Source organism: Bombilactobacillus sp. ESL1097 (genome assembly GCF_058107205.1).
The window spans coordinates 21,134-44,612 of sequence record NZ_JBYLUB010000004.1 but is presented as its reverse complement, the minus strand read 5'-3'; the positions used below and the strand labels follow the sequence as shown (position 1 = coordinate 44,612).

Sequence of the window (23,479 nt, the reverse complement as noted above, 5' to 3'; positions counted from 1 at the left end):
GAAGTGATCGCCATGAATATTCAAGAAAAAGAAAAAGCAATTTCTGATGTTAAACATTATTTAATAAAGTTTGGAAAGACAACTAGTGAAGCAGATCAATTGTTACTTGACTATGACGGTGTTCTTAATGAGTGGTTAGAAGGGTATTTAGTGACTGGATCTCATTTAGCACCAATCGATTTTGCCGATCAAATCATTCAAGCTGAAGACGTTAGAGTTATGATTGGCGGTTAAGGTTATTGTTTTGAAAGCTTAATACTAAAAGTGTTGAGCTTTTTTTGTACCCTTAATGATTTAGCAATTTCCCATTAATATTTAATTTTTTTCAAATAACCACTTGACGGTGTAAAAATATACCACTATAATGAAGCCGTATTTAAGGAGGTTGTGGTTGTTTAAATAAGAATGTCTTTACTTTGCAAAGGAAGATAATAGTGAGTCGTCAAGAAGAATATGAAGACTTTTTGAAAAGTCATATTAGCATACCTTTAATTAGAAGGTTGGTAGATTCTGATATAAGTGGGTATCAAGTATCGAAAGATACGGGAGTACCCAGACAGACATTTAATGCTATTAGAAATGGAAAAAGACGTATTGGAAATCTTTCGGCTATATCGTCTTACAGATTAAGTGAGTACGCTAGAAAGTTTTTCAAAGAAGATTAGTTCTTTTATTTGAGGGGGATTTAAAATGAAAAAATCAAAAGTTTTGAGTGGGTTATTAATTGCTGGGGGATTACTTATTTCGTTAGTAACAACGAATCAACAAAATGTTCAAGCTAAGGATTATAGCTATAAAGTTGTTACCGTAAAGAAAGATCCATACGCACAATTGTATGACAATAACATGCAATCAATTCCACGGGTCATCATGAATAAGTCTGATTGGCGTGTTGGTAAAACTAAACAAGTTAATGGTACTTACTACTATCAAGTAGCCGGTGATGAATGGGTAGCTGCTAATGATGTGAAGGCTAACTTTGATCCAGCTACAGGTAAGTTGAATCAAAAGCTAATTGGCACAATCAATAGTACAATCACATCTATTTACGACAACCAAGGCAACAACACTTACGATGATGGTGTTAACTTAGCTTATCAATCACAATGGACAGTTGGGAAAGTTATCCGCAACTCTCAAGGACGTTTGTTCTATCAAGTAGCACCTAATATGTATGTTCGTGATGATGATATGACCTTGAATGTAACACCTAATAACATCAAAGATGTGCCAAACTTTGGTTTGAATGGTAAGCCAGCAACCACTGTTACTGCTCCAAGTTCTAGCTCTAGCTCCAATAGCAGTAACAAACCAACCGGCTACAGTTACAACGTAGCTCGGGTAATCAGAAGTAATGGTGCTAAGATTTATGATCACAATGGAGTATCTACCAGTTCCAGTGTTCCAGCCAACTCAGATTGGCGCGTGTTAAGAACATTCGAAATGAACGGTGGCCTCTTCTTTGAAATTGGAGATAATGAGTGGCTAAACGCCAACGACTGCTCAACCAACTTTACACCAGTAGCTTCTAATACTGGAAGTTCATCAACTAACGGTGGAGCAGCAGCCAATACTGGCAGTTCATCAAATAGCAGTAACAGTAATAGTTCTTCTAACAATGGTAGCTCTAACTCCAATTCTTCTAGTTCAAATTCATCAAGCAATAGTTCTAGCAACAATCATCCTTTCAATACTAATGGTGAAGATGGTGCTGCAGATTGGTATCGTCCTATTCAACATCAATCTAATGCTGCATATCAACAAGCAATTTTGAATTCCATTAATTCTCAACGATCCTCTAAAGGATTAGCTCCTTTAACTATTAATTCAAAATTAACACAAGCTGCAACTATTAGAATTAACGAAGAATCACAAAAAGAAACTGGCAATATTCCAAATCGTCCTGATGGAAGTAGTTGGTGGTCTGTATTGTCTGAAGTCAATTATGATTGGGACTATGCTAGAGAACTAAACTTAATGTTATCTGATGGGCTGTATGATAGAAGCCTTTATAATACTCCAGATAAGGTGACGAAAGCTCTGATGGACATGTATAAAGAAACGCCGGGATACTCAGATGACTATTTGAGCCCAGATGCCAAAGAAATGGGTTCAGCAGTAACTTATACGTATAATGATGGTCGTGTATATACTGATATAATCATTGGATCTCAAAGTTCTAATAATTAAAAAAATTTAAAAAGCTCAAAGGCTTGACACAACTAGTGTTGAGCCTTTTTTGTATTCAAAATAAAAAACAAAGAGCGTGTTTGAGAGATGTAATCGTGGTACAGATTAAGGAGGTGGTGCCCATGCCGGTTCATTAGTGTTTTGAAATTCAAAAGAAGAGGAGAGATTTTTATGGAAAATCATGTACCTTTGAAAAAAGCACGCTCAATATTACTGCTGATTTTTAGTTCTATTGTCATGCTGTTTTCGATAGGTTCGAATGTATCAAATGCTCAAGCAGCGGCTACGTCTATTGATCCAGATAATTATAAAATTAATCCAATTAATTCTTTAGTTATTGCTAAAAACGTTGATACATCAGCGGTGGATGTACAAGTTACGGGATCAAGTCCAACTATTAGTCGGATGACTGGTAATAAACGACCAACTAATATGACAGATAGCGATGCAACACAAGTCGCGTTTAGTAGTCCTAGTGATATGGAGAATTCTGTCATTACTGTTAAGTACGCTAAAGCAGTTGGAAAATATAATGAGGTACCTATTTATGCTCAATTAAGAATTCATGATATTAAGGCACAACCAACACCACCACAATATGGTGATGAATATCTAAGTTGGGAGTTTAGCGACAAGTTATATAACGGAATCCAATCCAATGGTGAACAACAATTTCATGTTGATTTAACTTTTGCGGATGCAGATGGTAATCCGATTGACGTAGGTGAAGGTACTAATAATACTTTTGTTACTCTTAACTCGTTGAACCAAGCTACAGCATCAGCTACTAACGGATCTTTTAACCACATCATCACAGGTAATGAATATGCCAACTATGAAAAGATGGGTTCTTTACCTTATTACAAGACCAGTGATTCTATTCTGAAAGATTACACTTCGCCTTGGAGTGGGACACCGGTTATTGGTGGCCAACGTAGTGCTAGTTCCGTTAAGAATAATGTTGATACGGACTTTGGTTTTGCCGATGTTTTAGGTCAACCAACCTTTACCAATGCTTCTGCCAGTTTCCAAGTTCAAGGTAGTACCTTGAAATTTGTCATTGGTAACTATGCCTCTTCAACAGAGGATAACAAAGACAACGGTGGAACGTACGGTTATTTAAACAGTCAGTGGACGGCCTTTAGTTCAGCTACTTTGTGGAATCCTATTCCAGAAAAGCCAACCAAAGATGTTATGCAGAATGACACCGACGACCCATCTAACTTGGCCAACTATCATTCCATTAACCATAAAGAAGTTAAGCCCAATGAGAAATTTGAATATACGATTTCGCAATCTGTGGGCCAAATGAATGTCACGATTTTAAATAAGTACAACACCTTCGAGTTTACTGATAAATTACCCGATGAAGTTAACTATTTAAAGAACGGCTATGTAACCAACAGTGACGGTGATCGGTTGCCGGATGACGCCGGCAGTTTCACTTACGAAGATGGCATTTTGAAATATGCGTTTTCTAATGACTATCTGGCAAACCAGATGCCGTACAAGGGTGAAACTTATACGGTTCACTTGCCGGTTCAGGTTAAAAACGATGTAAAGCCAAATATCAAGATTGATAACTTAGCGCATACGCAAATCAATAAAGATAAGGCTGACACCAATAAGACCGAAAACCCAACAGGTGACGATACCGGTAACAAGCTAGTGAAGAAGATCTTCGTTGGCAAATTTGACAACGTTAAAGATTGGGACGGTTTGTTCAAGTCCAGTGCCAGTGCACCAGATACTGATAGTGATACCGCAGTTGCCCAAAAGAAAGTTGCTACTAAATCTTTAAAGAAGAAATTGACACGTGATAGTGACGGAAGTGACTATGACGGTAAGGATGCTTTGAAAGATCAGCAACAAATGACCGGCAAAGACGACACGACCGACATTCACTTTGCTATTCAGTTCAAGTTAAGTTCTTACGGTGATTTCAATAGTGTGACGTTGTTAGATAAAATCAACGATGCCTTCACTTATAAATCAGCAAAGATTTTAACCACAGATGGCAAAGATATTACGAATGACGGGCAGTTAAATCTTGATTCATCTAGTCATCAGTTAACATGGACGGCTAGTGATCCAGCATCATTGCGGAATAAGAATGTCTATATGTACTTGACTGTTAATCTGAATAAAGATTACAAGTACAGCTCAGATATGATTGATTCGCAAACTGGTAACTATATTGTTCCAAACGATGCTTCAGATATTATTGATAATAATACCTTCACATCTAATCAAGTTAATGTAGTGGTACCACACGATGGCACAACCCCTTCACCAGTTAAATCTGTTGTCGATACTAACGGCACTGACATCAACCATAAAGAAGTGGCCAATGGTGATACAGTTTACTATCACGTTGATCAAAGGGTCGGTAATTTAAAAGAAGATTTGTTGAAGCCATATAAATCTTTTGGCCTGTCTGATAAGTTAGACAGCAACTTAAAGTACTTGGATTCTTATGTAATTAATAAGGATACTGGTAAGAAGATCAGTGATACTAATACCACTGAATATGACGCTAAGACCAGAACAGTTTCTTGGAAGGCTAGTCAAGACTTCTTAGATAATGGAATGGATCTTAAAGGTGAGACCTACGAGTTAGTTATCAAGGCGCAAGTCGATGATTCTGATACGTTAGATAACATGGCTAACGGCAGTAACGTTGATAATGTGAATGGTCAAATCGTCATCAAAAATGTTGGCCAAAGCACTATTAATGACAATCAACAGACAACTAACGAAGTAGATAATCCGTTAAAACCGAAAGATCCGGTGAAACCAACTAAATCAGTTACTAATGACGACGGTAACGACATTGATCATAAAGAAATTAAAAATGGTGATAGCTTAAATTACCAAGTTGACCAAAAAGTCGGAACCTTAGGTAAAGATTTAGTATCACGTTATAAGTCCTTTATTATTACCGATAAATTAGATCAAGACGTTGATTTTGTTAGTGCGCAAGTCGTTAATAAGGATACAAAGCAAGTTGTAAGTGACCCAAGTGAGATTACCTTCAATAAAACCTTAAACATGGTAACTTGGACTGCATCAGCCGATACACTCCAAAAAATGCCTCTTAAAGGCGAAACTTATGAATTGCAAATTAAGGCTAAAGTTAATGTCAAAGACTCTAACAACGTTAAGGATGAAATCAAGAATACTGGTACAGTAAACATTGACGACAATCCTCAATTAACTAATGAAGTTGATAATCCATTAACACCACCAGAAACAACACCGGTTAAGACTGTACAAGACAACGATGGCAAAGACATCAATCATCAAAATGTTTTGGATGGTCAAACTTTAACCTTCCATGTTTCTAAAAAGGTTGGTATTTTAAACCGTGGTTTGGATCATCGTTATAATAGCTTTGCGATTACTGATCAATTAGACCCTAACTTAAAATTTGAATCAGCGTATGTACAAAATGCGGATACTAAAGAAGAAGTTAGTTCACCAAGTGAAATCACTTTTGACAGTAGCAAAAATACTGTTAAGTTTAATGCATCAAGCGACTTTTTAAGCAAGATGCCATTGAATGGTGAAACTTATGACTTAGTGGTACAAGCTAAAGTAGCTATTCAAGATTCTGACAAGGATCAAAAGGTTGAAATTGATAATACTGGTAATGTAATGCTGGATAATAAGCCACAATCGACTAATACCACAGATAACCATTACACCCCAGTTTCTCCTGATTCACCAACAAAATCCGTTGTTAATGATAACGGTACGGACATTAACGATACTGTAGTTTCTACTGGTGATACGCTTTATTATCATGTTGACCAAAAGGCTGGAACATTAAATAAAGACTTAGCTCAGCGTTATAAAGAATTTGGAATTACTGACCAACTGAATAAGCAATTAGAGTATGTTAAAGCTTACGTGATTAATAAAGATACTGGTAAGACGGTAAGTTCTCCTAGCGAAGTAACTGTTTCTGATAATTTAGTGACTTGGAAAGCCTCTGACGATTTCTTAAAGCAAATGCCTCTCAAGGGTGAAACTTACGAGTTAATCATTGAAGCTAAAGTAGGAGCTCAAATTCAGATCAATCCTTCCGATACGGACATTATTGAAAACAAGGCTTCAGTATCCTTTGACGATAAGCCACAGACAACTAATGTGGTTGATAATCAGTTGAAGAATCAAGCACCAGCTCCGAAACCAACTAAGACCGTAACCGACGACAATGGTAAAGACATTGACCAAAAGGTAGTTTCCAATGGTGATAGTCTAAACTATAATGTCGATCAAACAGTTGGTACCTTAGGCGGAGATTTAATTTCACGTTATAAATCATTTGTTATGACTGATAAATTGGATCCTGATTTAGACTATGTCAGTGCTTCTGTTATCAATAAGAAGACTAAACAAGTTGTTAGTGATCCAAGTGAAATTACCTTTGACAAAGATACCAATATGGTAACTTGGACGGCTTCAGACGCATTCTTACAAAATATGGATCTTAAAGGCGAAACTTATGAGTTGCAAATCAAGACCAAGGTGAACCTGAAAGATACTAATAAAGTTAAGGATAAAATCAAGAACACAGCTAATGTAAATATTGATAATAATCCGCAATCGACTAATGAAGTTGATAATCCAGTTACACCACCAGATGTAGCGCCAACAAAGACGGTTTACAATTCTGACGGCAAGGATATTGATCATAAGAATGTGTTAGATGGCCAAAGCTTAACCTATCATGTTTCTAAGAAGGTTGGCACTTTAAACTTAGGATTAGACCATCGTTACACGAGCTTTACGATGTTTGATAAATTGGATCCAAACTTGAAGTTTGAATCAGCCTATGTACAAAATGCTGATTCTAAAGAGAAGGTAAGTAGTCCGAATGACATTACTTTTGACGATGATACTAATACGGTTAAGTTTACAGCTTCCGACAACTTCTTAAGTCAAATGCCATTGAAAGGCGAAACCTACGATTTAGTGATCAATGTGAAAGTTGACATTCAAGGTGACGACAAGAGCCAACCAGTTGAGATTGATAATACTGGTACAGCTAGCTTAGATAATCAACCGCAAAACACCAATACAGTTGATAATCATTACAAACCAGCTGAACCAAACGATCCAACGAAAGCTGTTGTCAATCACGATGGTAAAGACATCAATCATACCACTGTAGCTAATGGTGATACTCTTTATTATCGCGTTGATCAAAAGGTTGGCACTTTAAATGAAGACTTAGCTGAACGTTACAAAGAATTCAGCATCACTGATAAGCTAGACCATAACTTACACTTCAACAAAGCTTACGTCATTAACAAGGATACCGGTAAGACAGTTAGTGATCCAAGTGAAATCACGACTTCTGATAATACGGTAACTTGGAAGGCTTCCGATGACTTCTTGAAGAAGATGCCGTTAAAGGGCGAAACCTACGAGTTAGTTATTGAAGCTAAAGTTGACGTTGAAGATCAAACTAGTCCAACCGACACAGTTGTTATTGAAAATACGGCTTCTGTTTCTTTGAATAATGATCCACGTTCGACCAATGTAGTTGACAATGAATTGAAAGACCAAGGCAAAGCGCCAAAGCCTTCTAAATCTGTTGTTGATAAGAACAATAAGGATATTAATAACCAAACAGTTAAAGCCGGCGACACACTTTACTACCATGTTGATCAAAGAGTCGGGACATTAGGCAAAGATATTAGTCAGCGGTATCCGAAGTTTACCATCACTGATACTTTGGACAAGCGTTTAACTTATGAAGATGCTTATGTCGTCAACAAGTCGACTGGTAAGAAAGTCAGTGACGACAGTGAAATGGGTTACGATGATTCAACCAATACTGTTTCCTTTACTGCTTCCAGTGACTTCTTAAAGAATATGCCTCTGAAGGGTGAAACTTATGAGTTAGTCATTAAAGTTGAAGTTAATAAGGATGCAAATGTTGATTCGAACGGATTAGTTAAATCAGCTGATACTACCGACGATAGTTCAGCACCAACGACTAAGTCAGCAAATGACACTGATTCTACTAAAGCCAGTGATTCCACATCAACTAATTCCGATTCTAATGTAGATACTAAGTCAGCTGCTACAGACAATACGGACGACAACAATGTAGACACGAAGAGTTCAGCATCTGATACTGATTCAAATGCAGACGATTCTGGCCAACAGGATGATATCCTTAATGTTGCAACAGTTAACTTAGGCAACGATCCTCAAAATACTAATCAGGTTCGTAACCCATTAGAATCTAATCCGCAAACTAAGAATGGCAACGACAAAGATAAAGGCGATGGCATGCCAGAAGACGCACCTTCCTATAAGAAGATGGCCCAAACTGGATCAACGAATAATCCGATTTGGTTTAACGACGTCTGGAATGCTGTTAAGAGTTTCTTTGCAGCGATGTTTTAGTTAGTAAATAAAAAAGACTGATTAAGAGTCAGTCTTTTTTGATACATAAAATTTCAATGAAAGGAGAGAGCTTTATGAAGACTAATCACAGTCCACCGAGAACACAAAATTGGTTATAGAAATTGTGTTAAAATATGTAGGTAAAGTTAAATGCTAAGGCGGTGGCTATTCCAGAACCGAGGTGTTGCTTATGGTGTAACAACTGTAAACATGCATTCTAGGAAAGGAGTAGCAAGGTGTCTGTTTCAGACGCTTTACAATTAATGCTGGGCTTCGGTACATTTACCATTAGCCTAATTGCGTTGATTGTTGAGTTGGTAAAGTTTATCAACAAAAAATAAGACCGTCTTAGCTTTCACAGAGCTAACGGTCTTTTAAAATAATTTTAATTGGCTACCGCTTTGGCAACTTTACAAAAGAGTCAGTGTTTAGAGCGCTGGCTCTTTTTCTATGTAAATAATAGCATAGAGTCTGAGATATTGCACTGATTGAAATTCATAAAAATGTTTTGTGTTAAAATATGTAGGTAAAGTTAAATGCTAAGGCGGTGGCTATTTCAGAACCGAGGTGTTGCTTATGGTGTAACACACTATAAACACAATTCTGAGGAAAGGAGTAGCAAGGTGTCTCTGTTTGAGATTCTGGAGCTAATCATTACAGGCAGTAAAGCAATATTTGATGCTGTGATGTGAGTTCTTGAATATATCAAAAAGGGCCAAAAATAAAAATAATCGCCTTAGCCGTGCAAGGCTAGCGATTATTAGCTTTTAATAAAAAATCTGATGGTTGCCGTCTTAGCAACTTTACAAAGGGTCAGTGTTTAGAGCGCTGGCTCTTTTTCTATCTAAATAATACCACATAGATAGTCTTATTGCATGGACTTTAAATCTTAAAAGAAAAGACCCACCAATTAAAGGTGAGCCCTTTCCCGCGGTAGTCCCCGTAGAGATACTACCGCTCTTGCTTGAATGTAGTTTAGCTAAATATTCTTGTTGTGTCAATTAGCTGGAGGAAATAACAGATGATTAGACTTAAAGGTGAAACTTATGATCTATACGAAGAATACTAGAAGTGTGATATAATAATAAATGTTAGTTAGTTACTTTAAGAGCGGGTAATTAACTAACAGACTGTTTTAGTCTGTAAGACTATCAATAGGACAAACCACAAAGTTAATACCTGAGAATTATTTTAAAGAGTACCCGAAAGGGTGCTCTTTTTTGATGTAAAATTTTAAATTTAAGAAAAGGATGTAGATGATTAATGCCTGTCAATTTAAAGAAAGTATTGATAATATTTTTAGAAATATTCTGTTGGGTTGGACTATATTTGGTTCAACAAACGCCTAATATGGCTTTTGATTCGGCAATAAGCATGGATAAATTAGGCGTTAACAAAGCTATAATTTACGGGTTACCAATTACTGTCTGTGTTTTAGTTGTGTTTCTCATGCTTTTTGTCTATCTCAAAACACGATCCGATTGGTTAAAAAATAGTAAAAATAAATTCAATTGGAAGTTAATCTTACTTGCTTGTGTAGCAACTGTTGTAGTTAATTTAGCAATGGTTCCGCTTATGAAATCGACTGGTAATTCTAACGTTGGTTCTTTGAAGCGGATGTCGAGTTCTTTGCCGATCATGTTTTTATTGTATTCAACAGTAATCTCTCCTATTACAGAGGAATTGTTATTTAGAGGATATTTAATTAATTGGTTCTTCAAAAAAGATCCATACTTTGGAGTACTGATTATCGGAATTGTATTTGGATTGTTCCATGGTATATCTGATCCTATATATCTAATATCTAAAATCTTATTAGGAATCATATTTGGATTCACTTATGTAAAATGTCGGAACATTAAAGCTGGCATCATTGTTCATTTATTTAATAATTTGTCAGCTTTTGTTATTCCAATATTCTTTCCGTTTGTTTAATTAAATTGTTTTTGTTTTATCAATTTGGAAAATGATTGATAATTAATCATGTTCTAATGTCTTAAAATAGGAGAGGAAGAACATGGTTGAAAACAATAAAGCTAAGCAGAGGGAATATGATCCATCACATAAAAGAAAAAAGCATAAGCGTAGCAAAAAGAAACAAGTAAGAAGAGCTGTAAGGGCGGTTGTCTTGAAGAAAAGTAAAACAACCGGCGGGTATAGATTAGCTGCAAAACCTGAATGGTTTCAGATAAGTATTAATACCAAATTGCAGTTGGAAGGTAAGGAACCTTCTAAATTTTATGGAAAAATGGTTCCCATTGGTAATATCGTTATCGTTGGAACTAATTACGGGAGAAAGCCAGCTGTTGTTATTGACAACTTTGAGGCTATCGGCGACGCTCCTATGAAAATGATAAAGAAGATGCGAATCGTTAGGAGAGTTACAAATACAAGTATTAGACAGTACGCCCCATATTTAATCAAAAGCTTTGAAAACTTTTTAAAGAGATTAAATCTAGAATGGAAAGAATGAGCCAAAAAGACACGATTAATTAAAAATCGTGTCTTTTTGACTCTTTTTGTATTATAATTTAACTATACTAAAAAAAGGTAGGTTAGAGGCATGCCTGAGCCTAATTCTGGCTATAAGCCAAGAAAAATATCGCAAGTTAAATTAACTGAAATTTCAGAAAAACATCTAACTGAATGGATAATTTATAAGGCTAGCCGTGTAAAAATTGTTCAAAATACTAGCTTAAGCAAGAGTACAGTTTTGCGCTATATCAAAATGCTTAAATCTGGTAAAAGTACTGTTACAGAGCTATTTTCTATCGACGATGTTAGGAACATGATTGACTTGGCCAACATTGACTGGGAAGATTTTAGAAATGGTAAATCACAAAAAAATAAATCAAAACAAAAATTAAATCTTGAAGAGCAGGAGTCAACATTAAACAATACGCTCAAGAAACAAGGCTGGGGTGTCTCTAGAGATAACTTAGATTTTGCTAAGTGTTTGCGATTAGAGTCTGGAGACGAAGCTGATCAAGCTAATGCACAACAAATTATTTCTAGTTGGTCGAAAGAAAAGCGCTCCAATTATAGGGAATATAAAAAGGCGGTGGTCAAAAATGGCTGAATGGCAAGCAATTATTCCAATACCACCGATGGCAACACCAAGACCGCAATTTAAGCAAATATCTAAAGGGAGTACTAAAAGAACAGTTACCTACTATCCAACAAAATATTTCGATTATATGCAAAGTGTACAGAAGTATTTAACTGAGGAAGGTTTATACAATAAGGATTTCTTTGATACCGTTCACGCTCCTTATGGTGTGTTAGCAGAAGTTGTTTTTTACATCAAAGTTCCCAAAAATCAAAAAAAGATCAAGAGTCTAATGCGTAAAACTGCACCAGATATTGATAATTTAGAAAAGGCTATTTTGGATAGTATATTTAAAGGTTTAAAAGAACGAGATAGTCGAATAGTTGGCATTAATGCGCTAAAGCTAAATGAAAAGAATTATCCACGGACTGAGATTAAATTGATTGGGGTAGAAACGGATGGCGAATAATAACGATAAAATCCTTAATTTGTTAAAAGGGTATGTTAAGTTACAAGAATTAATGCCTGACTACTTAAACCAATTAAAAGAAAGGCAAGAAGCTCAAGTTCAAGCACAGTCAGTTATTGGAAATGCTAAAACCTATTTGTCCCAAGTTAGCACTGAACTGAATCACTTAATTAAAAAAGAAACTAAGCAGCAAAAGAGAACGGAAGACCTTGTTAGAACGATTAAGTCGCAAGCTGAGAGATTAAACGAACGGTACTTTGATCATCATCAAGAACAATCAAAAATTTTGGTTGAAATAGTTGGGGTAAAACTGCAAAGTATTAAGGCTGATCCTGATTATGTAGATATGTTATTTGAGCTGTTGCAAAGAGAAAAAGAATTAAATACTAAAAGACTAAGTAGCAATCTGAAAGAACTTAGTACATTAGCATCACCTATATTAGCCAATATTGAGGCATTAAGAGCAATTAAACTTGATTGTAATGAATTATTAATTGGTAGCTTAAAAAGCTACCCAGCGTTTAAAAGGGGTAATTTAGATGATATTAATTCAAAACTCAAAATGATAACTAGCCAATTAGAGGAAAATTCTATTGACAGTTCGGTTTTAACTGAATTGAGATTATTACCAGCTCAACTTTCTGAAATAAAGGAAGTTAAAATGCCGGCTGCTGATCCTATTGCAGATGTAATTCACTCTATCCGTAATCGGAATATGTACATGAACCGTGGATATAAAGCGTTAGATTATGTACGGCCGGTATATAAGGCACTTACGCGTTTGAGAAAAGCTTTAACCTCTCGGGCTAAATACGTAGGAACAAATAATGCGTGGCAAAATTATGTTGCCAAAGTTAATGCATTAAATGACTATTATCATGCACATTACACGCAGGCTGGTGGCATTCCAAGAAATTATCACGGTCACAGAGAAGGGGAAAAACCTTAAGTTTAGGATCAAGGAGGAAAATTAGTTGGATATATTTGTGTTAAGAGTCGTTCAAGTTTTTAACTTAATTACAGAAGTGTCTTGGTTATACAATTTTTTAAAACTATTAAAAGTACATCATCAATTAACTTGGATATTAAGTTTGGAGTTTCTACTGATTATTATATCGGTTGTTTTAGGCATTTTTATTTTGGTTAATATAAAACTTTCTAAACAAAAAGTCTATCTATTAGTAATATGTAATCTTGTTATTCAAATGGCTTGGATAATATTAAAAATGTTAGGTTCATTTGGTGGACGTATGTTTCTTTACTTCGGTTCAGCGTTTGTAATTTTTTTAGTTTTGGTTTTTTTGATGTTTAGCTCGGATTCTTAGCTGAGAAAGGATGATTTTAATGGCAAAAGTTAAGCATTTTTTCAAATCAAAGATAGTACAATAAGACCACGGTGTTCAAAGAAATCTATCACATCCAAAATTAACAGCAAAAATTACTAAAAACTTTGATGCGGTACGTTTTGTTTGAATAAGAAGATACGTAAAATAAAACTTAGGAGGATATTTGATTGAATGCTACAAAAATTGCTCAAATTATCTATTTGATTTCAGATATATTTTGGATTCTCAATATTCAAATTTTATTTCTGTTTCATCATCAGTTGGCCTTGATTTTAATTTTGTCATTTATATTAGTTATTATTTCAATCATTTTAAGCTGTTTGATGCTAGTTAATAAGAAGGCACCTAATCATAGATTTCATCAATGGGATCTATGCAATAACTCTATTCAAGTGTTGCTTATGATTTCATTTATAGTAGGGATGATATTCATAGAATAGTAAGAAATATTCGTCTTATTTTCAAAATTGATTTTTGAATGCTTGGGCTCTATTAATAATATTAAGGACATATATACCTATAAGAATTATATCTACTGAAGATGAAGATATTAAAAACGCTATTGTTAAGGCTACTAATAGCAAGCTCAATTAAACCCTTAACAACTAGCAACACCACCAGACTGCTTCAGGTTTATCAGTAATTGTTGTAGCTATGTTTACTAGATATGATCTCAATTAAGAAAGGATTTTTTGATGAAAAAGGTAAAGCATTTTTTTGATTTATTTGAATGGTTTGTTGCCCTGCCAATATCATTGGTAATAATTGGTTTTTTAGTTATTAGGTTGTGTAGTTTATTTCCGTGGTCATCAGTATTTTCTACAATATTTACTACTTTTTTAAAATTAAGTAATGTGTTAGGAATAGTGCAGTTGATATTAGCGATTGATTTAATTATCGGGGGAATTTTAATAGTAAAAAAAAGTACATTAATAAATATTAATGGTTATATAATGCTGTCTTTTGCGGTCTGTCTTGAAAGTGTATTGTACTTGTGCATTATGGTATTATTATGAATACTCCTGAAATTGCTGATTTGGCCAAAGCTTTGAGTCCATCTATGATTAAATGCTCAAAGTATTGTAGAACAAGCACAAAGTGTTGTAGACCAATCGTGGAAACTAACAAATGCTTCTTTACTGTCTTTTCTATCGTTCGAAATTAGCTTAATAGTTATAGATAAGCAACGTGATAATTCATTTTCGTGAACTACGTCGGCACTAAAGTACCGAGCTTCTGGGAACAGACTTAACTTGCTAAGCTTTGTCTGACAACTTAGTAGCGGTTTATCCTAATTTACCAAGGCTTGTTCCAAACCTAATTGCTTTATATTTAATGCAGCGTTGATATCGCGGTCATGTTGCTGTTTACATTGGGGACATTGCCACTGTCTGACATCTAACTCATGTTTCCCGTCATCATAGCCACAATTTGAACAGATTTGACTCGTTTTTCTAGGGTTCACAACAATCAATTTTTTACCATACCAAGCACACTTATATGATAATTGCCGGCGGATTTCCCGCCACGCTTGATTAGCGATGGCTTTAGCTAAATGGTGATTCTTCAGCAGATTTTTGGTTTTCAAATCTTCAATCACAATCACATCATAGTCTTTAACTAATTGGGTTGTTAACTTGTTCAGATAATCATGGCGCTGATTGGAAATTTGTTCTGAAATCTTGGCCACTTGCTGCTTAGCTTTCACATAGTTATGACAATCATTTAGATCAATCTTGTTATCCGGATGCAACTGATTATGCATGGCAACACGCGTTTTAGCTAAAGTACGCCGGCGAGCTAGTTTACGTTGCCACTGACATTTTTTCTCTGATAACTGATTATCAAACCGAACCGTTTTAAACTTTTGACCATCAGAACTAATCATTAAATCGGCAACTCCCATATCTAAGCCCACAGTTTGACTTGTTTTCTTGAAAGGTGTTTGGTTTTCACACTCAACCAATAAAACACAATAAAATTTACCTGTTGGGTTAAGTTTAATGGTCGCCGATTTAACCTTGGCAGTGGTGTAACGACCACGATATTTAACAACTCCAAGCTTAGGCAGTTTTAAATAATGTTGCTTCATGACTCTAATGTTTTGATTGACATTATTGCAAGTATAGCTTTGCTTGGCATAATGCTTAGATTTGAACTTGGGGAAGCGAGCTTGCTTATGAAAGAAACGTTCATAAGCGGTTCCTAAATGTTTATTAGTATTCAACAAACTAGTAGCTTCAGCGCTCTTTAAGAATTGGTATTCTTGCTTTAACTGCTTGATTAAATAATTCATACCAAAGGTCTTAACAGGCTTGCCACCGTTATCATGACGTTCTTGTTGCATGACTAACATTTGATTCCAAACAAAGCGTACAGCACCAAAGTTTTCAATAATTTGTTGTCGTTGTTTTTGGTTCGGATAGATTTTTAGTTTTACAGCTTTGAACACCACAATCTTGCACCACCTTTGGTTTAATAAATTAATTATAAGTCATAGATATTTACAAAGTAGTTAAGATTTAAATACTAGGCAATTCATCACGTCCTTAAAAGAAAGTGTTTCCTTGCCCACTTTCAAAAAAATAAATAAATTACAAATCAAATTAATTATAACGCTTTCACGTTGTCTTAAATGAACAAAAAAACATTCCTTTAAGTAAAAAGGAATGCTTTTTCAATTAAATATAGAAGGAGTTATACATAAAAATAAGATATATATACATTCTAGTGTTGAATATATTATATAACGTAGCCATAAATTCCACTACACTTTTGGAAAAAAACTTCAAATAATTTTCTTCAACTATAGTGTTAGCAAAGTGATTTTCTCGTTTAACACGAATAAAATCCTCTCTCGTTTGAAAAAGGCATTTATTCTACAATTAATTTAAAAGGGAAATTAATTGTAGAATATGTTAGATACATTTCAGCATCTATATATATTTAGAGATGCTGAATAGAAAATCCACTACACCTTTTGAAAAATATTTGTATCATTTTTATTATATTTTAGCTGATTTAGAATCAGCTGTTAATTGTTAACTTGAAGTTTTTAAGTATTGCTAAAAGAAAGCATGTAGTAAATAGTAATTGGAATATAATAACCATATTGGGGGAAAGATAATGTTTAAATTACAAAAAAGCAAATTAACAATTCTAAGTGTTTTACTAGTATCTTTGATGTCTGGATACACAGAATTTGATAAGGTACAAGCATCTTCAAGTTCTGATAGTCAATTATTGGCAATGAAATATAAGTCATGGAAGTATCCACAAAATTATGCAGTTGTTAATGGGAATAAGCCTGTATTTAACTCCAATACTGCGAATAGTATTCAAAGGGAAACTGCGACGCTAAAGTCATATGAAAATAGTTCTGATGATCAGCAAATTATTAATTATCAAGGATTTGACTATTTGGGTAGAACACAGGCAGTTAGTAGCTTTGTTCGGGAAAAAGATGTCGTTAAGCATTCGTCAGCTGTAATGAAGCGGCCATCATTTCCGGCTAGCACAAAAGTATCAGGAGAGTATTTAGACGGACATTTTAATACTCAGCAGCAACGATGGACAGGGACTCATTCAAATAATCGTATCGTTCAATTGTCAGGTTATCGTGGTTATGTTTACAATAAGAGTCATTTATTAGCATGGTCTTTAGGCGGATCCATGAATAGTAACAACATCATTTGGGGAACGAGAGCACAGAACGTTGGAACTAATAATCAGAAACTGCCGGGCGGCATGGCTTATTCTGAAACTAAAACGAGAAATTATCTAAAAGCTAATCCTGATGACGCTGTCTATTATCAAGCTACTCCGTTATATTCTGGAACCGAATTAGTACCACGTGGCGTTCACGTTCAGGTAAAATCATTGAACAACCCTAAAGGTTTAAATATTAATGCTTGGGTATTTAACACTCAAAATGGATTACAATTAAACTATCAAACTGGTCAGTTCGAGCAAACGGATAATTCTTCAGCTGTCAGCAGTAACTACTCCAACCAGCATAGTAGTTCATTACGGCGCATTGTTAGCAAGGTTGTTCATCATTTGATTTAGAAAACTCGGAAATATAATTCACAAGGTTAATAAAATTGTTTAGATGTGTAAAATGGTTAATTTTATCTTAAAGCCATGGGAAACATGGTGCTTATGACTGTATTTAACCGCTTATTTTTTGAAATTTATCTTGTGAAGATAATATTTATCAAACTAACTTTTCCAGATTTATTGGAATCATTTTTAGTTTATAAGTTATAAAGTGTTTAATTGTTCCTATCACAAGAGGCAGAGGATGTGACCGAGAAATGATAAGAAATAAATCAGGTAGCATGGTTTGTAAAGTTCTAAGCACACTATTCTCAAAGAGTTTTAATCAAAAAGTAGAAATTGCAGATTTAATCGACATTCATTCTGGTATGGATCAGTCAAATATATGGGTTCTTGATCGTACAGGTCAGTTGTATATCTTGTCTTTAAGCACCTATTTAGACTTTCAGCTAGAAGAAGATATTTCCTTGTTTTTAAACGACAGCGAAATGTACACGTTGCTAGCTGATTTAGATTTGCAAAATTTTGGCGATAACAAGTCTCAATTACAAGGCTTCGCAATAGAAAGAGCAAATAAGTATAGCTTAGATCCTAAAAAACTGTTCAGAAAAATAAGTCTTGATAGAGCTTGGAGTATGTCAGACGAAGTTGCAAAACATTGTACAATTACCGGTGCCAAATTAATTTATGATAATCAAATGTTGATTTGTAAATACGGTAAATATATTGAGAAATACATTAACTATAATCCAGTATCTCAAACTTGTTCAAAAGAAGAATTGTCAAAAATATATATTTTCAGACGTGCACATATATCAAGAAGCCAAGCTAAAGATTTAGAGATAGTTACGCCTATGGAATTTTACGAAAAATATCATGATCATGATGAATCTAATATATTTTCTAATTCGGAAGAAGAGCTAAATGATTTTCTATATAATGAAGGCTGGCAAAGTTCATTTGAACCCAATTATGTAAGTGAAGTAGATATTAATGGGAAACCTCAAATCATTGCTAGGATTTCTAAATAGTAGCTTAGACTAAAAGCTACTATTTTTTTGATTTTTTGTAAAGATATATTGCGCAATATATCTTTACAAGGTATAATGAATTTGTTAGCAAAATACTATTAATATAGACGGGAGACGTAATTATATGAATTTAAGTAATGATTTAAAACAAGAGAATAACGATTGGTCTTGGGCCACAGATCAAATTAAAGATTATATGTTTCAAGGCTTGGAAGTTTTAAAAAAGAATACTGATGACTATGAAAAAGTTGACACAACTATTTTGATGAACGATCAGCAAAATGGATTAGAAAATGACATGATAGATAACGATATGATCAGTCCATATATGATGTACTACAGTAAAGAAAGGGGCGCAGAGAAAGAATTGGGAGCCATTAAATGCTTAGTCTTTCTAGACGGAACTATTCGCGGATATTGGTTTGGGGATGGTGAAATGACAGGTCATGCACTGCCTGATGGAAAATTTAAATCTGTGAATGGCAAGACGCTTAGAGATTATATAGATCATGGATTACGAGGACTGTAAATTATATCTTGTAACAAACAGTGAAAGGACTGTGGGTTAGATTGAAATTTTGAAACTAAACAGAGGTATAAATTTTATTTAAATACTCTATGAGCCTTTTTATTTTTGTAAAGATATATTGCGCAATATATCTTTACAAGAAGCCGTTGAAGTGCTATTATTTAAAGCATAAAGGGGATACGTAAAATGTCATATTCAAGTAAATTGCAAGATAATGTTAAAAATACTAAGTTAAGTTCTTATGTGAGAGATTTATCCAAAGAAGAGCGAGAAGTATTAGGGTATTTATCAAAAGTTACCGAATTTAAAGACGTTAATTTTACGGGTCTCGTTCAACGAACTGAATCTCACACTACTAATAGTGTTTATTTAGCCATTTCTGATGATCAAAATCAGTTATATGAACTTTCGTTTAGTGATCATGCGTCATTTTTTTCACACAATAATGATACATTTGATATTCAAATTAAACGTGGAATCAAGAAATATAGAGATAAGATTAGAGATTTATCCGCTAGTTTAGGGTTGTTAGGAACTGATTTTTATGGAATTGGTAAAGCCAATCCTATTGATATTGATGCAAAAAAGCTTATCGGAACTAACTCATTAGATCGTGCTCGTTTACAAATGAATTACAAAATAAAAGATGCGCATTTTGAATATGGAAAACAATTATTGGTATGTGATTACGGAGATGAAACAGAGTATTATCTGAATTTTTATCCAAGAAATGAATCTGATGACGTTTGCGAAATTGCTAAAGCTATGGGTATTTGGGATCAAACTTTACGATATTTGGATGAATATAAAGAAAAGTTAAATAATAAAGACTTAACGTTAGAACAGATTTTATCTGAAATAGGATAATCCAACGTTCTAACTGGTTACTAGGGAGACCATTTTGACAAGTTATTTTAATTTTAAGAGTAATGAGATAGTTCATGTTAAACCAGACGATAGTATTTCCTCATTAAGGAAAGCTGGTGTTGATGAAGAGCTGCTAAATGAGCAGCGTAAGATAAAAAATAGAACTTCTTCAAGTGATCAGGAACTTAAATACTCGGAATTTCTTATTCAATTACAGCTAGAATTGAATAAAATTCATAATCGAACATTGGGGGTAGCGGATGTTAATTTGATTCGATCGTTAATTAATTCCGATATTTCCAGAATTAGGATAGAACAACATACAGGAGTTATGCATACATCGCTTCTGCGGTTTAAAAATAAAGAAGCTAATATTATGAACTTAAGTTTTAATTCTGCTATAAATCTAACAACGTATGCACAAGAACTTGTTCGTAAAAATGAATTAGTCATTTTGAATGATGATGATATAAAAAGAGCTTCGAGTTTGGCCATCCAAAAGCTGCTTAACAGTAAAATGTCATCCAATAAAATAGAACAGAACACCGGTGTCTCAAGAGTTTCAATTGCTAATTTAAGAAGTAAAAAAGCAGATATTTTAAATATCTACTTATCAACCGCAATTCAATTAACTGATTTTTACAATAGGCGAGGTGGTTTATTTGATGGAATCTGAAATAGCTATAGGTTTGATTAAACGACAGTTGATAGATCAAGTTAGCAAAATAACGTTCGATGACTTGGATAATTCGGTGAATTTGATACAAAAGCAATTAGATCTTTTACAACGACTTAGTGATATGGACAGTAAATTAGCGCCTTTGGATCATAAAATGATTGATACTGAATCGAATAACGAATCTAAAATCATAACTGGCACATTTGATCAATCGCTTAGAGGAGGTCGAATAAACTCAGAACAGATTATATATATTACTGAATCTTCAGTTGAAAAACTGGGATTAGAAGATGGTGATTTGGTAAGTGCAATTCCTAAAGATGACGCTTTTTTAAATGAACAATACAATTTTAAAATTGTTAAAAAGGCTACTTCTGCCGGTAAAAGAAAAATAGTTAAGCATAAATTATCAGTTGTAAAACAAGATGATCTAGACAATTTGGTTATTGAATTCTCTGAGCAAGGTAGCACTAATGATTTGATTACTGTTTTGTTAAAACAAGATGATATTGACGACTTTTATCTTCAAGAAGGAGATATTATTGACTATTCATTCTGGATTGATAATCCTGTTAATGGTTGTGTAAGCAAAAAATATAGAATACCAGTTGAAGAAATCAGACGTGTGAGTAATGATAGCTCCGCCCGAGTCGTAAATAGATATATGTATAAAGATAATTTATCAAAAGTTCGGAAAGAAAAGCAGTTAAGCTCTAAAAAATCATCAGGCAGAAAGAAAGAGGTACCTACAAATAAAAGTACTGGTGTAAAGAAAATTAAATCTTTATATCAGGATATAAAATTTTTAGTTATAGGAAACCTTTCTAAAGGTCTTGTTTTGGATTTACGAAACTATATAATCCAACGTTCAGGGACGTTTCGATATTTGGATGAAAAGAGTATGTATGACTGTAATCTGAAAGATATTGCTAATGAATCTACTATAATTTTGGTCTTTAAAGATACTATCAGTCAAGATAGTTTACATCAATTACAAATTGATTTTAACCATAGTAATATATATTTTCTAAGAAATTCTATTAAAAGTGATGCTTTTAAAGGTCAAGTAACAAGATCTGTTAATTCTTTTAAATCAGCAGACACGTTTGCACCCAAGCGTAAATCTGTATATCAGAATATAAACTTTTTGATAATAGGTAATCTTTCTACAAATTTTCGGATGGAATTACAATCGTACGTATATCAGCATTCAGGAACATTTCAATATATGACTGAAAATGATATGTACGATTACAACTTAGAAGATTTTGTTAATGACACTACTATCGTTTTCATTTTTAGAGACACTATGAGTGAAGACAGTGTTCGCCGATTACAAATTGATATCAAGAGAATAAAAGTAAATAATGTTCATTTTGTAAAAAGTTATAGCAAAGACTTATCTTTGAAAGTCCGGATATCTAAGACTGTTAAATCCTTAAGGGAATCAAAAAAGAAATTAAATTAACCTATATAAAATGTAAAGGGGAAAATAAAAATGGAATCTAAAATTAGTGAACTAAAGGTCGGACAAAAAGTAACCGTAGTAAAGACGTCACCTGATAGTGCTCAATCAACGTTGAATGATACTGTTATAATTGGTATTTCAAAAAGTAAAATTTATGTAGATTTTGAGAATTTATCTTTTGATACAACAAATCATGAAAATCTTCCAATTGATATTTTGGATGGAAATCAAGGTAACCAATACAGACTTACGGATCTTTTTGACGGAGACATCTTTAAATACAAAGAGTATGTTAATACAAGTGTTAATGACAATAATAAGTCTGAAGCTGTTCAAAATGCAGAGGCTTTTTTCAGCATGAGTGATTCTGTGTTTGCTTCACTGGGATTATCTTCTTTTCAAGAAAGTACTAAAGACATTAATAAATTGAAAAAAGGGTATGGTACATTAGAATCATGTAAAACTAAGGACGTTTTGTTTAATGGTAATAAAATACCTAATGAGTTAATTGATGACTACAGAGGTATTAGTTTAATTGGACATTTTATAGGTAACCAAGTTGAATTTAACTTCAATACTGCACGAGATGGGGCACAATTTAAAGAAACAGATAATTCTATTGAAATTAATATGGATCCAGATGATAGTATCATGATGTTTAATATACATTATGATGAAATGAAGGACTTGCCTATCATGGTTCCATCTAGATATCTTCATACGTTGTTAAATAAAAAAAATATTAGCGATATAAATGAAGTTCAAAGAATTCTAAAGGATGAATATAAATATGAAGTTGAATAGAAAATGTGTGGTTGCTTTGATGTTGCTTATCAATAATTAGGTGGATTTAAAAAATGAACCTTGAAATGTATATCACGGAATTAGAATCAAGAGGTAAATCGTACAGAATTAAATATAGTAATCGTGGAAGGCACATAAAACAGTACGTGTTTATTCCAAAAGCATGGGTTTTTGCTGGATCAAATCCTAAAGTAAGAAGGATATGGATGCCAGAGGAAGAAGAAGAAAAGATTTTTGATTCTGGAGATCATTACTTACATTCAAAAGTGGATACCTTTTCTTTGTATAAACGTCTACTAAATAGAGAGAAAGTTAATGTTTATCTAATATCTTCTAAAAATTGTGTTTCAAATAACCAAAAAGCTAAACTGTTTTTAACGATAAAAAATAATGAAGAAGTATGGATACCCAGAAAAAATTTAGATAAGTACAAGGGAGATGTAATAATTAAAATTCCAAATAAAAGTCTTTACTTTGACATTCTTAATTCTAGATTGGGGTATGTTAGAACAGTTTCCAAAGAGGATTTGATAAAAATATTACCGTTAAAAAATTGAGGTGA

General features: G+C 33.8%; 20 protein-coding genes. 19 read left to right on the top strand and 1 reads right to left on the bottom strand.

Annotation, left to right across the window (positions count from 1 at the left end; all coding sequences use genetic code 11):
• Nucleotides 1-12 precede the first annotated feature (12 nt).
• The 11 genes from AC3B6D_RS08900 (at nucleotide 13) to AC3B6D_RS08850 (ending at nucleotide 13,459) form a co-directional block, all read left to right on the top strand.
• A complete protein-coding gene (locus AC3B6D_RS08900) occupies nucleotides 13-234 on the top strand; it encodes a hypothetical protein (protein WP_489775491.1) in 222 nt (73 codons plus the stop codon).
• 200 nt (nucleotides 235-434) lie between these two features.
• Nucleotides 435-665 carry a hypothetical protein gene (locus AC3B6D_RS08895; RefSeq protein ID WP_489775490.1) on the top strand — a complete coding sequence of 77 codons (231 nt, stop codon included), beginning with the start codon at nucleotides 435-437 and terminating at the stop codon, nucleotides 663-665.
• 25 nt (nucleotides 666-690) lie between these two features.
• Complete coding sequence (locus tag AC3B6D_RS08890; protein ID WP_489775489.1) at nucleotides 691-2,190, top strand: CAP domain-containing protein; 1,500 nt, start codon at nucleotides 691-693, stop codon at nucleotides 2,188-2,190.
• A 171-nt stretch (nucleotides 2,191-2,361) separates the two neighbouring features.
• Entirely contained in the window at nucleotides 2,362-8,616 is a 6,255-nt protein-coding gene (locus AC3B6D_RS08885) for an isopeptide-forming domain-containing fimbrial protein (protein ID WP_489775488.1), read from the top strand.
• A 263-nt stretch (nucleotides 8,617-8,879) separates the two neighbouring features.
• The gene (locus AC3B6D_RS08880; RefSeq protein ID WP_489775542.1) at nucleotides 8,880-8,957 is read left to right on the top strand and encodes a putative holin-like toxin; all 78 of its coding nucleotides are present in this window, start codon (nucleotides 8,880-8,882) and stop codon (nucleotides 8,955-8,957) included.
• A 922-nt stretch (nucleotides 8,958-9,879) separates the two neighbouring features.
• Complete coding sequence (locus tag AC3B6D_RS08875) at nucleotides 9,880-10,551, top strand: CPBP family intramembrane glutamic endopeptidase (protein ID WP_489775487.1); 672 nt, start codon at nucleotides 9,880-9,882, stop codon at nucleotides 10,549-10,551.
• A gap of 82 nt (nucleotides 10,552-10,633) precedes the next feature.
• Complete coding sequence (locus AC3B6D_RS08870) at nucleotides 10,634-11,089, top strand: DUF5839 family protein (RefSeq protein WP_489775486.1); 456 nt, start codon at nucleotides 10,634-10,636, stop codon at nucleotides 11,087-11,089.
• A 90-nt stretch (nucleotides 11,090-11,179) separates the two neighbouring features.
• The gene (locus tag AC3B6D_RS08865; protein WP_489775485.1) at nucleotides 11,180-11,695 is read left to right on the top strand and encodes a hypothetical protein; all 516 of its coding nucleotides are present in this window, start codon (nucleotides 11,180-11,182) and stop codon (nucleotides 11,693-11,695) included.
• A complete protein-coding gene (locus tag AC3B6D_RS08860) occupies nucleotides 11,688-12,134 on the top strand; it encodes a RusA family crossover junction endodeoxyribonuclease (protein WP_489775484.1) in 447 nt (148 codons plus the stop codon). The genes AC3B6D_RS08865 and AC3B6D_RS08860 overlap by 8 nt, the downstream gene beginning before the upstream one ends.
• Nucleotides 12,124-13,083: a hypothetical protein gene (locus AC3B6D_RS08855; RefSeq protein ID WP_489775483.1), complete on the top strand. Its 960-nt coding sequence runs from the start codon at nucleotides 12,124-12,126 to the stop codon at nucleotides 13,081-13,083. The genes AC3B6D_RS08860 and AC3B6D_RS08855 overlap by 11 nt, the downstream gene beginning before the upstream one ends.
• A 25-nt stretch (nucleotides 13,084-13,108) precedes the next feature.
• Nucleotides 13,109-13,459, top strand: coding sequence for a hypothetical protein (locus tag AC3B6D_RS08850; RefSeq protein WP_489775482.1), 351 nt, complete (start codon nucleotides 13,109-13,111; stop codon nucleotides 13,457-13,459).
• A gap of 1,312 nt (nucleotides 13,460-14,771) precedes the next feature.
• On the opposite strand, the gene AC3B6D_RS08845 is transcribed toward AC3B6D_RS08850, so the two are convergent.
• Nucleotides 14,772-15,935: an RNA-guided endonuclease TnpB family protein gene (locus tag AC3B6D_RS08845; RefSeq protein ID WP_489775481.1), complete on the bottom strand. Its 1,164-nt coding sequence runs from the start codon at nucleotides 15,933-15,935 to the stop codon at nucleotides 14,772-14,774.
• Between the two features lie 671 nt (nucleotides 15,936-16,606).
• Here AC3B6D_RS08845 and AC3B6D_RS08840 point away from each other — a divergent pair.
• The 8 genes from AC3B6D_RS08840 (at nucleotide 16,607) to AC3B6D_RS08805 (ending at nucleotide 23,474) form a co-directional block, all read left to right on the top strand.
• Nucleotides 16,607-17,548, top strand: coding sequence for a DNA/RNA non-specific endonuclease (locus tag AC3B6D_RS08840; protein ID WP_489775480.1), 942 nt, complete (start codon nucleotides 16,607-16,609; stop codon nucleotides 17,546-17,548).
• Between the two features lie 248 nt (nucleotides 17,549-17,796).
• Nucleotides 17,797-18,570 (top strand): hypothetical protein, encoded by a 774-nt coding sequence (locus tag AC3B6D_RS08835; RefSeq protein WP_489775479.1) that lies wholly within the window; start codon nucleotides 17,797-17,799, stop codon nucleotides 18,568-18,570.
• A 124-nt stretch (nucleotides 18,571-18,694) separates the two neighbouring features.
• A complete protein-coding gene (locus AC3B6D_RS08830; protein WP_489775478.1) occupies nucleotides 18,695-19,099 on the top strand; it encodes a hypothetical protein in 405 nt (134 codons plus the stop codon).
• A 186-nt stretch (nucleotides 19,100-19,285) separates the two neighbouring features.
• A complete protein-coding gene (locus tag AC3B6D_RS08825; RefSeq protein WP_489775477.1) occupies nucleotides 19,286-19,966 on the top strand; it encodes a hypothetical protein in 681 nt (226 codons plus the stop codon).
• A gap of 34 nt (nucleotides 19,967-20,000) precedes the next feature.
• Nucleotides 20,001-20,642 (top strand): hypothetical protein, encoded by a 642-nt coding sequence (locus AC3B6D_RS08820; RefSeq protein WP_489775475.1) that lies wholly within the window; start codon nucleotides 20,001-20,003, stop codon nucleotides 20,640-20,642.
• The gene (locus tag AC3B6D_RS08815) at nucleotides 20,632-22,113 is read left to right on the top strand and encodes a hypothetical protein (RefSeq protein WP_489775474.1); all 1,482 of its coding nucleotides are present in this window, start codon (nucleotides 20,632-20,634) and stop codon (nucleotides 22,111-22,113) included. Before AC3B6D_RS08820 ends, AC3B6D_RS08815 begins: the two co-directional genes overlap by 11 nt.
• A gap of 30 nt (nucleotides 22,114-22,143) precedes the next feature.
• Nucleotides 22,144-22,917, top strand: coding sequence for a hypothetical protein (locus AC3B6D_RS08810; RefSeq protein ID WP_489775473.1), 774 nt, complete (start codon nucleotides 22,144-22,146; stop codon nucleotides 22,915-22,917).
• Between the two features lie 53 nt (nucleotides 22,918-22,970).
• A complete protein-coding gene (locus tag AC3B6D_RS08805; RefSeq protein WP_489775472.1) occupies nucleotides 22,971-23,474 on the top strand; it encodes a hypothetical protein in 504 nt (167 codons plus the stop codon).
• Nucleotides 23,475-23,479 lie beyond the last annotated feature (5 nt).

What these genes read in the sequence shown, in the direction of transcription:
- AC3B6D_RS08810 (WP_489775473.1), top strand. Translation starts at nt 22,144, where the DNA reads ATGGAATCTAAAATTAGTGAACTAAAGGTCGGACAAAAAGTAACCGTA.
- AC3B6D_RS08830 (WP_489775478.1), top strand. Translation starts at nt 18,695, where the DNA reads ATGAATTTAAGTAATGATTTAAAACAAGAGAATAACGATTGGTCTTGG.
- AC3B6D_RS08870 (WP_489775486.1), top strand. Translation starts at nt 10,634, where the DNA reads ATGGTTGAAAACAATAAAGCTAAGCAGAGGGAATATGATCCATCACAT.
- AC3B6D_RS08825 (WP_489775477.1), top strand. Translation starts at nt 19,286, where the DNA reads ATGTCATATTCAAGTAAATTGCAAGATAATGTTAAAAATACTAAGTTA.
- AC3B6D_RS08865 (WP_489775485.1), top strand. Translation starts at nt 11,180, where the DNA reads ATGCCTGAGCCTAATTCTGGCTATAAGCCAAGAAAAATATCGCAAGTT.
- AC3B6D_RS08815 (WP_489775474.1), top strand. Translation starts at nt 20,632, where the DNA reads ATGGAATCTGAAATAGCTATAGGTTTGATTAAACGACAGTTGATAGAT.
- AC3B6D_RS08880 (WP_489775542.1), top strand. Translation starts at nt 8,880, where the DNA reads ATGCTGGGCTTCGGTACATTTACCATTAGCCTAATTGCGTTGATTGTT.
- AC3B6D_RS08835 (WP_489775479.1), top strand. Translation starts at nt 17,797, where the DNA reads ATGATAAGAAATAAATCAGGTAGCATGGTTTGTAAAGTTCTAAGCACA.
- AC3B6D_RS08855 (WP_489775483.1), top strand. Translation starts at nt 12,124, where the DNA reads ATGGCGAATAATAACGATAAAATCCTTAATTTGTTAAAAGGGTATGTT.
- AC3B6D_RS08875 (WP_489775487.1), top strand. Translation starts at nt 9,880, where the DNA reads ATGCCTGTCAATTTAAAGAAAGTATTGATAATATTTTTAGAAATATTC.
- AC3B6D_RS08840 (WP_489775480.1), top strand. Translation starts at nt 16,607, where the DNA reads ATGTTTAAATTACAAAAAAGCAAATTAACAATTCTAAGTGTTTTACTA.
- AC3B6D_RS08860 (WP_489775484.1), top strand. Translation starts at nt 11,688, where the DNA reads ATGGCTGAATGGCAAGCAATTATTCCAATACCACCGATGGCAACACCA.
- AC3B6D_RS08890 (WP_489775489.1), top strand. Translation starts at nt 691, where the DNA reads ATGAAAAAATCAAAAGTTTTGAGTGGGTTATTAATTGCTGGGGGATTA.
- AC3B6D_RS08885 (WP_489775488.1), top strand. Translation starts at nt 2,362, where the DNA reads ATGGAAAATCATGTACCTTTGAAAAAAGCACGCTCAATATTACTGCTG.
- AC3B6D_RS08805 (WP_489775472.1), top strand. Translation starts at nt 22,971, where the DNA reads ATGAACCTTGAAATGTATATCACGGAATTAGAATCAAGAGGTAAATCG.
- AC3B6D_RS08900 (WP_489775491.1), top strand. Translation starts at nt 13, where the DNA reads ATGAATATTCAAGAAAAAGAAAAAGCAATTTCTGATGTTAAACATTAT.